This is a genomic window from Streptomyces sp. NPDC058086 (assembly GCF_042885015.1).
Lineage (GTDB): Bacteria > Actinomycetota > Actinomycetes > Streptomycetales > Streptomycetaceae > Streptomyces.
This window is the reverse complement of record NZ_JBHVST010000006.1, coordinates 1-11792: the sequence shown is the minus strand read 5'-3', so window position 1 is coordinate 11792 and position 11792 is coordinate 1. Positions and strand designations below refer to the sequence as shown.

General features: G+C 70.2%; 9 protein-coding genes and 2 pseudogenes. 7 read left to right on the top strand and 4 right to left on the bottom strand.

All coding sequences use genetic code 11. The features are described from left to right. Window positions 1–45: 45 nt before the first annotated feature. A complete protein-coding gene (locus ACFVWD_RS06410; RefSeq protein ID WP_389594246.1) occupies window positions 46–459 on the bottom strand; it encodes a cytosine permease in 414 nt (137 codons plus the stop codon). Here ACFVWD_RS06410 and ACFVWD_RS06405 point away from each other — a divergent pair. Continuing rightward, a complete protein-coding gene (locus ACFVWD_RS06405; protein WP_389594374.1) occupies window positions 429–605 on the top strand; it encodes a hypothetical protein in 177 nt (58 codons plus the stop codon). The genes ACFVWD_RS06410 and ACFVWD_RS06405 overlap by 31 nt on opposite strands. On the opposite strand, the pseudogene ACFVWD_RS06400 reads toward ACFVWD_RS06405, so the two are convergent. Both ACFVWD_RS06400 and ACFVWD_RS06395 read right to left on the bottom strand, forming a co-directional pair. Beyond that, window positions 533–877: pseudogene (locus tag ACFVWD_RS06400) on the bottom strand (cytosine permease); the annotation flags it as partial. The gene ACFVWD_RS06405 and the pseudogene ACFVWD_RS06400 overlap by 73 nt on opposite strands. A 115-nt stretch (window positions 878–992) precedes the next feature. Further along, window positions 993–1370: pseudogene (locus ACFVWD_RS06395) on the bottom strand (cytosine permease); the annotation flags it as partial. A gap of 247 nt (window positions 1371–1617) precedes the next feature. Here ACFVWD_RS06395 and ftsY point away from each other — a divergent pair. Then, window positions 1618–2826, top strand: coding sequence for a signal recognition particle-docking protein FtsY (gene ftsY, locus ACFVWD_RS06390; RefSeq protein ID WP_389594245.1), 1209 nt, complete (start codon window positions 1618–1620; stop codon window positions 2824–2826). Window positions 2827–2919: 93 nt separating this feature from the next. Here the strand turns inward: ftsY and ACFVWD_RS06385 are convergent, their stop codons facing one another. Continuing rightward, a complete protein-coding gene (locus tag ACFVWD_RS06385) occupies window positions 2920–3582 on the bottom strand; it encodes a bifunctional DNA primase/polymerase (RefSeq protein WP_389594244.1) in 663 nt (220 codons plus the stop codon). Between the two features lie 458 nt (window positions 3583–4040). On the opposite strand from ACFVWD_RS06385, the gene ACFVWD_RS06380 reads away from it, so the two are divergent. The 5 genes from ACFVWD_RS06380 (at window position 4041) to ffh (ending at window position 11720) form a co-directional block, all read left to right on the top strand. Further along, complete coding sequence (locus ACFVWD_RS06380) at window positions 4041–5516, top strand: hypothetical protein (protein ID WP_389594243.1); 1476 nt, start codon at window positions 4041–4043, stop codon at window positions 5514–5516. A gap of 337 nt (window positions 5517–5853) precedes the next feature. Beyond that, the gene (locus ACFVWD_RS06375) at window positions 5854–7191 is read left to right on the top strand and encodes an ammonium transporter (protein WP_384911925.1); all 1338 of its coding nucleotides are present in this window, start codon (window positions 5854–5856) and stop codon (window positions 7189–7191) included. Then, window positions 7188–7526 (top strand): P-II family nitrogen regulator, encoded by a 339-nt coding sequence (locus ACFVWD_RS06370; RefSeq protein WP_054235369.1) that lies wholly within the window; start codon window positions 7188–7190, stop codon window positions 7524–7526. The genes ACFVWD_RS06375 and ACFVWD_RS06370 overlap by 4 nt, the downstream gene beginning before the upstream one ends. Window positions 7527–7553: 27 nt before the next feature. Beyond that, window positions 7554–10004 carry a [protein-PII] uridylyltransferase gene (locus ACFVWD_RS06365; RefSeq protein WP_389594242.1) on the top strand — a complete coding sequence of 817 codons (2451 nt, stop codon included), beginning with the start codon at window positions 7554–7556 and terminating at the stop codon, window positions 10002–10004. Between the two features lie 162 nt (window positions 10005–10166). Then, the gene (gene ffh, locus ACFVWD_RS06360) at window positions 10167–11720 is read left to right on the top strand and encodes a signal recognition particle protein (RefSeq protein ID WP_389594241.1); all 1554 of its coding nucleotides are present in this window, start codon (window positions 10167–10169) and stop codon (window positions 11718–11720) included. The last annotated feature ends 72 nt before the right edge of the window (window positions 11721–11792 follow it).

Below are 11792 nucleotides of genomic sequence, written 5' to 3'. Positions count from 1 at the left end.
GGAAGCCCCCCTTCGGTGTGGAGGGGGACGGTAGCTGACGGTACGTCAGACGGCCATAGTCGCGGACCCTTTCGCGGGCTGCGCCGCGGGCGCCACCGCGGGCTTCGGCAGCACCACGTACATCAGGAAGGAGACGGCGACGGTCGCCACCCAGCCGAGGCCGTACTCGCCGACGGGGTTGTTCGACGCCCACGGACCCGTGAACCGGTCGGAGGTGCTGAACAGCAGGCCCGAGCCGAGCCCGAGCGCCCACGCGGCGACCGCGGCCGGGCCGAAGCCGACGGGGCACCAGTAGGCGCTGGTGCGCGTGGTGTCGAGCAGGGCCCCGGCGTCGTACTCCTCGCGGCGCAGCATGTCGGCGCCGAAGACGCCGACCCAGGCCGAGAAAGCGACCGCGAGCAGCGACAGGAACGCGATGAAACGAGCCCATGAAGGAGGTCGCCACCAGCAGCAGGACACCGCCGAGGACCAGTGAGATCACGGCGTTGACCGCGACGGCCCGGTGCCGCGACACCTTGATGCCGAGGGTCTGCGCGGTGAAGCCCGCCGAGTACATCGACATCGCGTTGATCAGCAGCATGCCGACCAGGGCGATGAGCAGGTAGGGCACCGCGATCCACAGCGGCGGGATCGTGCCGAGGAAGGAGACCGGGTCGGCGGCCGAGGCCAGGTCCGGCGTCGAGACCGCCATCATCGCGCCCATCAGGATCAGATCGCGCCCATCAGGATCAGAGGGCGTACGACGATGCCGGCGCCGCCCAGCGAATTGCGCGATCGCCGCCGACGAGGCCGTCCGCGGCAGACAGCGCGTGAAGTCCGGCGCCGACGGCGCCCAGCTGATGCCGCCCGCCGCGATCGGTCCGACCCCCGTGATCATCATGGATGTCGGGCCGACGGGCTGCCCGAAGACCCTGCCCCAGTCCGTGTCGTTCGACCGGATGGCCGAGGACGAGCACGGAGAAGCCGCCGAAGAGGCATGTCGCCCATGTGCTGCACGTCCGGACGGCGCTGATGCCGGGGCCCGAGATCGCGAACGTCGTGACCACGAAGGCCAGCAGCGTCGCGACGATCAGGAACGTGTTGCTCCTGATGCCGAAGAGCACGTTCAGGACGGTGAGCAGGGTGTAGGAGTCCGTCACCGCTTTGATCGTCTCCCAGCCCCAGCGGGCGATCCAGATCGGCGAACCCGGCAGGAGGTTTCCGCGTCGGCCGAAGACCGCGCGGGACGGGGTCATGCCGGGAGCGCCGCCCCGCTTGCCCGCGATGCCGACCAGACCCACCAGGCCGTACGACACGACCGGCGCCGCGAGGCCGACGGCCAGGGCCTGCCAGAAATTGAGTCCGAAGGATACGGCCGGCGCCGCACCCATGGTCAGCGACACGTCGATGTTGGCGGCGAGGGCGTGTCACGGTCCACGGTATGGGCCGTGACACGCCCTGGGTACGCCGCGCGCACCCGACGCGTCCTTTCGCACACCGGACGCGTTGTGACTCCACCCCTGAGGGGCTTCCCGGCCGACGCGAGGCCGGGCGGCGGGCCGGCCCGACCCGTAGGACATGCAGCCCTGCGCGGACAACGAACGGTCGAGCGGGTGGTCACGCCATACTGGGCTTGTTATGGAAACCGTCATCCTTGCTGTAGTCATCGCCGTGGTCGTGATCGGCGCACTCGGCGGGCTTGTCATCGGCAGTCGCCGCAAGAAGCAGCTGCCCCCGGCGCCCCCCACCACGCCCGACATCACCGCCCCTCCGGCCGAGCCGCACATCGGCGACGAGGCCGAGATCCCGCACGACGAAGAGCGCCGGACGATAGAGGAGGTGGATCTCCCGGACGGCTCGGCCGCGCCGGTCGTCGTCGAGGAACCCGCACCCGTTGTCGAAGTCCCCGCGATCGAGATCCCGGAGCCGACCGCCGGGCGTCTGGTGCGGCTGCGTGCCCGCCTCTCCCGCTCGCAGAACGCGCTCGGCAAGGGGCTGCTCACGCTCCTCTCGCGCGAGCACCTCGACGAGGACACCTGGGAGGAGATCGAGGACACGCTGCTGACCGCCGACGTCGGCGTGCAGCCCACCCAGGAGCTGGTCGAGCGGCTGCGCGAGCGCGTGAAGGTGCTCGGTACGCGGACGCCCGACGAGCTGCGCACCCTGCTGCGCGAGGAACTGCTGCAACTCCTCGTCCCCGAGTTCGACCGGACGGTCAAGACCGACTCGAACCTCGACACCCCGGGCATCGTGATGGTCGTCGGTGTCAACGGCACCGGGAAGACCACCACCACCGGCAAGCTCGCCCGCGTTCTCGTCGCCGACGGCAAGAACGTGGTGCTCGGCGCCGCCGACACCTTCCGTGCCGCCGCCGCCGACCAGCTGCAGACCTGGGGTGAGCGTGTAGGCGCCCGTACCGTGCGGGGCCCGGAGGGCGGCGACCCCGCCTCGATCGCCTTCGACGCGGTCAAGGAGGGCATCGAGGAGGGCGCCGACGTCGTCCTCATCGACACCGCCGGACGACTTCACACCAAGACCGGGCTCATGGACGAGCTCGGCAAGGTCAAGCGTGTCGTCGAGAAGCACGCCCCGCTCGACGAGGTGCTCCTCGTCCTCGACGCCACGACCGGCCAGAACGGTCTGGTGCAGGCCCGCGTCTTCGCCGAGGTCGTCGACATCACCGGCATCGTGCTGACCAAGCTCGACGGCACCGCGAAGGGCGGCATCGTGATCGCGGTCCAGCGCGATCTGGGAGTGCCGGTCAAGCTGGTGGGTCTGGGCGAGGGTGCGGACGATCTGGCGCCGTTCGAGCCGGAGGCGTTCGTTGACGCCCTTATCGGAGAGTGATCCCCACCTCCCGAAGTTGGTAGGTGGTTCAGGATGCGTCCGCCCCCGAGGTGCAGTTCGGGGGCGGACGCTTTGCTGTGTACGGCGTTGTCGCTACGCGCGCGACCGGTGCGCCACGTACGCCAGCGTCCCCAGCAGCAACCGTGCCTGCGGCGGCTTCGTCGCCGAGTCCAGGGCGGGGGAGCGCAGCCAGCGGACCGGACCGAGGCCGGCGCGGTCGGAGGGCGGGGCGGTGACGTACGTACCGGGGCCGAGGCCGTGCAGGTCGAGGGAGGCGTCGTCCCAGCCCATCCGGTAGAGCAGCTCGGGGAGCTCGGCCGCGGCGCCGGGGGCGACGAGGAAGTGGGCGCGGCCGTCCGGGGTCGCGGTGACCGGCCCGGTGGGCAGTCCCATCCGCTCCAGACGGACGAGCGCGCGGCGACCGGCGGCCTCGGCGACCTCGATGACGTCGAACGCGCGGCCGACCGGGAGCATCACCGCGGCACCTGGGAACTCGCCCCAGGTCTCGGAGACCTCGTCGAGCGTGGCGCCCGCTTCGAGCATCGGTGCGAAGTCCAGCGGATGCGCCCCCGGCGCGGGGCAGCCGGTCTTGCCACAGGAGCACGCGCCCGCGGCGGCCCGGGCGCCGGGGATCACGTCCCAGCCCCACAGCCCGGTGAACTCGGCCACCGCGGTGCACTCCGACGAGCGGCCGCGGCGACGGGTGCCGGGCCGGCTTTCGCGCATCCCCCGACTGCTGCCGATCGTGAAGCCCATGCCCCCTCCAACGGGTCCGACGCACCGACGGTTACGCCATGAACGCGAAACATTACTCAGTGTGTTCCCGTCCCCGGATGTCACGTGATTGGCGACGCGATCCCGGCGGCGCCCGGAAGCGTCCCGGGTGGTGCACCCGGCGGCGTGCGCCCCCGAATGCATCGCAGCGCCACTTCTGGCTGTCCTATGTCAAGTGAATCGCGTACAGGCGATCAGGAGTTCATTCGAAGGGGTGGCGAATGGTGGCGTTTCCGGGATCGCCATGGCTGGACGCGTGATCGTAGGATTACTTTGAGTGCACGAGTCCTGGGGACGTATGCACTCGTGGGTATGCCGGAGGCAACTCGGCTTCCCGTTCGAAGGGTGAGAACTGCCGGACGCGCGGCCGTATTTACCGGCATTCTGATAGGGCTTGGCGCACGCAGCGTACAAGTGGTCTCAGGGATGGGGGCGTTCCAGTGGGCGGCAACGGCGGAAGCGGTACGAACGCTGACAAGCGCCCGAATGAGCTATTGGGCTCGTGGTTCGTGCGCAGTGGCTGGTCGAAGGGCGAGCTGGCGCGGCAAGTGAACCGAAGGGCCCGCCAGCTGGGGGCCAATCACATCTCCACGGACACCTCCCGGGTGCGCCGCTGGCTGGACGGCGAGAATCCGCGCGAGCCGATTCCGCGGATCCTGTCCGAGCTGTTCTCCGAGCGGTTCGGCTGTGTGGTCGCCGTCGAGGACCTCGGCCTGCGCGCCGCTCACCAGTCACCGTCCGTGTCGGGTGTCGACCTGCCCTGGACTGGCCCGCAGACCGTGGCGCTGATCAGCGAGTACTCGCGCAGTGACCTGATGCTGGCGCGGCGCGGCTTCCTCGGCAGCTCGCTGGCCCTCGCCGCGGGCCCCGCCCTCATCGAGCCCATGCAGCGCTGGCTGGTGCCCTCGCCCGCCGCGCCCCAGGAGGAGCCGGAGTCCCCGGCCGCCGCGCGCCGCCCCGGCCGGCTCTCCCAGCCTGAGCTGGACCTCCTGGAGTCCACCACGGTGATGTTCCGCCAGTGGGACGCCCAGTGCGGCGGCGGTCTGCGCCGCAAGGCGGTCGTCGGCCAGCTGCACGAGGTGACCGACCTGCTCCAGGAGCCGCAGCCCGGGGCGACCAGCAAACGCCTGTTCAAGGTCGCCGCCGAGCTGGCCGAGCTGGCGGGCTGGATGAGCTACGACGTGGGGCTGCAGCCCACCGCGCAGAAGTACTTCGTGCTCGCCCTGCACGCCGCCAAAGAGGGGGGCGACAAGCCGCTGGGCTCGTACATCCTCTCCAGCATGAGCCGCCAGATGATCCACCTCGGCCGGCCCGACGACGCGCTCGAACTCATCCATCTGGCCCAGTACGGGAGCCGTGACTGCGCGAGCCCGCGCACCCAGTCCATGCTGTATGCGATGGAGGCCCGCGCCTACGCGAACATGGGCCAGCCCGGAAAGTGCAAGCGGGCCGTCCGGATGGCCGAGGACAGCTTCGAGGACGTTCACGAGTGGGACGACCCGGACCCCGACTGGATCCGCTTCTTCTCGCTGGCCGAGCTGCACGGCGAGAACTCGCACTCCTACCGCGACCTGGCCTACGTCGCGGGCCGCAGCCCCACGTACGCCTCGCTCGCCGAGCCGCTGATGCAGCAGGCCGTCGACCTCTTCGCCAAGGACGGCGAGCACCAGCGTTCGTACGCACTCAATCTCATCGGCTTGGCCACCGTGCACCTGTTGCGGCGCGAGCCCGAGCAGAGTGCGGTATTGGCCAAGGACGCGATGGCGATCGCCAAGAAGGTGCGCTCCGAGCGCGTCAACACTCGTATCCGAAAGACGGTCGACACGGCCGTCCGCGACTTCGGTGACCTCGCCGAGGTCGTGGACCTCACCGAGCAGCTCGCCGTCGACCTTCCCGAGACCGCGGAAGCGGTCTGAGCGCGGGCCGCGGAAGCGGTCCGATCCCAGTACCCCGGCCACGGCCGGTCGTCCCGAACCGCCCGACTCGGCTCCCCCATGCCAGGTCATCGGACGACCAGCCGTGGCCGGTTTGTTTGCCTTCTGGGAAGGTTGCGCCACGATAACGATCGCTCCGCCCGGTATCAGTCAGTTCATGGAGGCGTAACACACGAGGTGCCTTCGTCACTGCGGCGAAACATCGAGGGGCGTCGACGGAAACCGCGCTGCGTCAATCTCATGGCGCATAACCGGCCCACCCCTCATGACCGCTCAGGCTTCGCCCGCACGGGGCCGTACCAACGACGAGGAGACGCCGATGGCACCAGCCATCACGCTAGCCGCAGAAGCTCCCAAGCTCTCGGCCGCCAACACCGGGTTCATGCTCATCGCTTCCGCCCTGGTGCTGATCATGACCCCCGGCCTCGCCTTCTTCTACGGAGGCATGGTCCGTGTCAAGAGCACCCTGAACATGCTGATGATGAGCTTCATCAGCATGGGGATCATCACGATCCTGTGGGTGCTGTACGGCTTCTCCCTCGCCTTCGGCACGGACAAGGGTTCGTTCATCGGCTGGACCTCGGACTGGGTCGGCCTCAGCAACATCGGCCTGACGGAGCTGTGGCCGGGCTACACCATCCCGATCTTCGTCTTCATGGTCTTCCAGCTGATGTTCGCCATCATCACGCCCGCGCTGATAAGCGGTGCGCTGGCGGACCGGGTGAAGTTCACGGCGTGGTCACTGTTCATCGCGCTGTGGGCCACGGTCGTCTACTTCCCGGTCGCCCACTGGGTCTGGGGCACCGGCGGCTGGGCGTTCGACCTCGGCGTGATCGACTTCGCCGGTGGTACGGCGGTCCACATCAACGCGGGTGCCGCGGCGCTCGGCGTGATCCTGGTCATCGGCAAGCGCGTCGGCTTCAAGAAGGACCCGATGCGTCCGCACAGCCTCCCGCTGGTGATGCTCGGCTCCGGTCTGCTGTGGTTCGGCTGGTTCGGATTCAACGCCGGTTCGTGGCTCGGCAACGACGACGGCGTCGGCGCGCTGATGTTCGTCAACACGCAGATCGCCACCGCGGCCGCCATGCTGGCCTGGCTCATCTACGAGAAGATCCGCCACGGCGCGTTCACCACGCTCGGCGCCGCCTCCGGCGCGGTCGCCGGTCTGGTCGCCATCACCCCGTCCGGTGGCGCGGTCTCCCCGCTCGGCGCGATCGCCGTCGGTGCCATCGCCGGTGTCGTGTGCGCCATGGCCGTCGGCCTCAAGTACAGGTTCGGCTACGACGACTCCCTCGACGTGGTCGGCGTGCACCTCGTCGGCGGTGTCATCGGCTCCCTGCTGATCGGCTTCTTCGCCAGCGGCAAGGGCCAGTCCACCGTCGAGGGCCTCTTCTACGGCGGCGGTCTCACCCAGTTCTGGAAGCAGTGCGCCGGTGTCTTCGCCGTCCTCGGCTACTCCCTGGTCGTCTCCGCGATCCTCGCCTTCATCATCGACAAGACGATGGGCATGCGGGTCACCGAGGACGAGGAGATCGCCGGCATCGACCAGGCCGAGCACGCCGAGACCGCATACGACTTCAGTGGAGCGGGCGGCGGCATCGTCGGCGGCTCGGTTTCCGCCCTCGCGGGTACGGAGAGCAAGAAGGTGGACGCATGAAGCTCATCACCGCCGTCGTGAAGCCCCACCGGCTCGACGAGATCAAGGAGGCCCTGCAGGCCTTCGGGGTGCACGGTCTCACGGTCACGGAGGCCAGCGGCTACGGTCGGCAGCGGGGACACACCGAGGTCTACCGTGGTGCCGAGTACACCGTCGACCTGGTCCCCAAGATCCGCATCGAGGTGCTGGCCGAGGACGATGACGCCGAACAGCTGATCGACGTCGTCGTGAAGGCGGCCCGCACCGGCAAGATCGGTGACGGCAAGGTGTGGTCCATCCCGGTCGAGACGGCCGTCCGGGTCCGGACCGGCGAGCGCGGCCCGGACGCGCTCTAAACAGAAGATCAGAACAGGAGCCACTGGGTGACGAGTACGGAGATGCGTACGGAAGCAGAGGACTCGGGACCCAGCGGCTACGCGGCGGCCCGGCTGCGCCTCCTCCAGGAGGGGGCGCAGTCCGGGCCGCCGCGCCGTGCTGCCCTCGCCGAACTCACGGACGAATGGCTGACCGGCCTGTTCAGCGCCGGCGCCGAGGGTCTGCGCGGCGTCTCACTCGTCGCCGTCGGCGGCTACGGCCGCGGAGAACTCTCGCCACGCAGCGATCTCGACCTGCTGCTCCTGCACGACGGCGCCGACTCCGGCACGGTCGCCGCGCTGGCCGACCGCATCTGGTACCCCATCTGGGACCTCGGACTGGCCCTCGACCACTCGGTGCGTACGCCCGGGGAGGCACGCAAGACCGCGGGCGGGGACCTCAAGGTGCAGCTCGGCCTGCTGGACGCCCGCCACATCGCGGGCGACCTCGGCCTCACCGCCGGATTGCGTACGGCCGTCCTCGCCGACTGGCGCAACCAGGCGCCGAAACGTCTCCCCGAACTCCAGGAGCTGTGCGCCGAGCGCGCAGAGCGCCAGGGCGAGCTGCAGTACCTCCTGGAACCGGACCTGAAGGAGGCTCGCGGCGGCCTGCGTGACGCCACCGCCCTGCGTGCCGTCGCCGCCTCCTGGCTCGCGGACGCGCCCCGTGAGGGCCTCGCGGACGCCCGTCGCAGGCTCCTGGACGTCCGTGACGCCCTCCACCTGACCACCGGCCGTGCCACCGACCGCCTCGCGCTCCAGGAGCAGGACCAGGTCGCCGCCGAACTCGGGCTCCTGGACGCCGACACCCTCCTGCGCCAGGTGTACGAGGCCGCGCGCGTCGTGTCGTACGCCAGTGACGTCACCTGGCGAGAGGTGGGGCGCGTGCTCAAATCGCGCGCAGTGCGGCCACGGCTGCGCGCCATGCTCGGCGGCGGTGCCAAGCCCGCCGTGGAGCGCTCACCGCTCGCCGAGGGTGTGGTCGAGATGGACGGCGAGGTGGTACTCGCCCGCGCCGCGCGCCCCGAGCGCGACCCCGTACTCCCGCTGCGTGCCGCGGCCGCCGCCGCGCAGGCCGGGCTCCCGCTCTCCCTGCACGCCGTACGGCGCATGGCCGCCGTCGCGCGTCCACTGCCCACACCCTGGCCCGCCGAGGCCCGGGAGCAACTCGTCACGCTGCTCGGCTCGGGCCGTCCGACCATCGAGGTCTGGGAGGCACTGGAGGCCGAGGGCCTGATCACCCGGCTCCTGCCCGACTGGGAGCGGGTGCGCTGCCGCCCGCAGCGCAACGCCGTACACATCTGGACCGTCGACCGCCATCTCATCGAGACGGCCGTCCGCGCCTCCGAACTGGCTCGCCGCGTGGGCCGCCCCGACCTCCTGCTCGTCTCCGCCCTGCTGCACGACATCGGCAAGGGCTGGCCCGGCGACCACTCCGTCGCCGGCGAGATCATCGCCCGGGACGTGGCCGCCCGCATCGGCTTCGACCGCGCCGACGTGGCGGTGCTCGCCACCCTCGTACGCCACCATCTGCTGCTCATCGACACCGCGACCCGACGCGACCTGGAGGACCCGGCGACCGTCCGGTCGGTCGCCGAGGCCGTCGGTTCGCAGGGCACCCTCGAACTGCTGCACGCCCTCACCGAGGCGGACGCGCTGGCCACCGGGCCCGCGGCCTGGTCCTCCTGGCGCGGATCGCTCGTCGCCGACCTGGTCAAACGGGTCGCCGCCGTGCTCGCCGGAGACGCTCCCGAGGAGCCGGAGGCCGCCGCGCCCACCGCCGAGCAGGAGCGGCTCGCCATCGAGGCGTTCCGTACCCGCGGCCCTGTGCTGGCACTGCGCGCGCAGACCGAACCGCCCACCGAGGAGGAGCCCACCGGCGATCCCGAGCCCCTGGGCGTGGAACTGCTCATCGCCGTACCCGACCAGCCCGGAGTGCTCCCCGCGGTCGCCGGTGTCCTCGCGATGCACCGCCTGACGGTGCGCACGGCCGAGCTGCGCGCCCTGGACCTGCCCGACGGCGTCGAGGGCTCGGTACTGCTGCTCAACTGGCGGGTCGCCGCCGAGTACGGCTCCCTGCCGCAGGCCGCCCGGCTGCGCGCCGACCTCGTGCGAGCCCTGGACGGCTCCCTGGACATCGCGGCCCGGCTCGCCGAGCGCGACGCCGCCTATCCGCGCCGCCGGGGCACGATCGCGCCACCGCCCCGGGTGACGGTCGCCTCCGCCGCCTCCCGCCACGCGACGGTCATCGAGGTGCGCGCCCACGACGCTCCCGGTCTGCTGCACCGCATCGGCCGGGCGCTGGAGGACGCGAGCGTATGGGTGCGCAGCATGCATGTCTCCACCCTCGGCGCCAACGCCGTGGACGCCTTCTACGTGACCGGCCCCAAGGGTGCGCCCCTGCCGGCGGAGGAGGCGGTCTCGGTGGCGCGTGGGCTGGAGGAGATGCTGCGGGGATGACCTCGTGGCAGATGCCGCGGGAGTGACCTCGCGGTCTTCTCTCCGTCCATCGAGTGCGGTCACTGTCGGGTATTCACACCGGGCAGGGGCCACCAACCCTTTTCGGGCAGATACCCTGGAGGGCAACCCAAACCGCCCCCGACTCCGAGGACCGACGCCACCGTGTTCGATACCCTCTCAGACCGCCTGAGCGCGACTTTCAAAAACCTCCGCGGGAAAGGCCGGCTCTCCGAGGCGGACATCGACGCCACGGCCCGCGAGATCCGCATCGCGCTCCTCGAAGCCGATGTGGCCCTGCCGGTCGTGCGGACCTTCATCAAGAACGTCAAGGAGCGTGCCCTCGGCTCCGAGGTCTCCAAGGCGCTGAACCCGGCCCAGCAGGTCCTGAAGATCGTGAACGACGAGCTCGTGACGATCCTCGGCGGCGAGACCCGTCGCCTGCGGTTCGCCAAGAACCCGCCCACCGTGATCATGCTCGCGGGTCTTCAGGGTGCCGGTAAGACCACGCTCGCCGGAAAGCTCGGCAAGTGGCTCAAGGACCAGGGCCACTCCCCGCTGCTGGTCGCCGCCGACCTCCAGCGCCCGAACGCCGTGGGCCAGCTCAGCGTCGTCGCCGAGCGCGCCGGTGTGGCCGTCTACGCCCCCGAGCCGGGCAACGGCGTCGGCGACCCGGTCAAGGTCGCCAAGGACTCCATGGAGTTCGCGAAGACCAAGGTCCACGACATCGTGATCGTGGACACCGCCGGCCGTCTCGGCATCGACCAGGAGATGATGCAGCAGGCCGCGGACATCCGCGACGCCGTCAGCCCCGACGAGATCCTCTTCGTCGTCGACGCGATGATCGGTCAGGACGCGGTCAACACCGCCGAGGCCTTCCGTGACGGCGTCGGCTTCGACGGTGTCGTCCTGTCGAAGCTCGACGGTGACGCCCGCGGTGGTGCCGCGCTCTCCATCGCCTCGGTCACCGGCAAGCCGATCATGTTCGCGTCGAACGGCGAGAAGCTCGACGACTTCGACGCCTTCCACCCGGACCGGATGGCCTCCCGCATCCTCGACATGGGTGACCTGCTCACCCTGATCGAGCAGGCGGAGAAGACGTTCAGCCAAGAAGAGGCCGAGAAGATGGCCTCCAAGCTGGCGTCCAAGAAGGGCCAGGACTTCACCCTGGACGACTTCCTGGCCCAGATGGAGCAGGTCAGGAAGATGGGCAGCATCAGCAAGCTGCTCGGCATGCTTCCGGGCATGGGCCAGATCAAGGACCAGATCAACAACCTCGACGAGCGCGACGTCGACCGCACGGCCGCCATCATCAAGTCGATGACGCCGGGTGAGCGCCAGGAGCCGACGATCATCAACGGCTCGCGCCGCGCCCGTATCGCCAAGGGCTCGGGTGTCGAGGTCAGCGCGGTCAAGAACCTGGTCGAGCGCTTCTTCGAGGCCCGCAAGATGATGTCCCGCATGGCCCAGGGTGGCGGCATGCCCGGGATGCCCGGGATGCCGGGCATGGGTGGCGGCCCCGGCCGCGCCAAGAAGAAGCAGAAGGTGGCCAAGGGCAAGCAGCGCTCCGGCAACCCGATGAAGCGCAAGCAGCAGGAGGAAGAGGCCGCGGCGCGCCGCGAGGCCGGTGCTCAGCCGGGCGGCGCCTTCGGTCTGCCGGCCGGGCAGCAGGCCGAGGACTTCGAGCTGCCGGACGAGTTCAAGAAGTTCATGGGCTGACGGTTCGTTTCCGTACGGGTCTTCCGTACGGGGTCGTTCTCGTACGTCACTGGGGGCGCCCCTCGCCGGAGG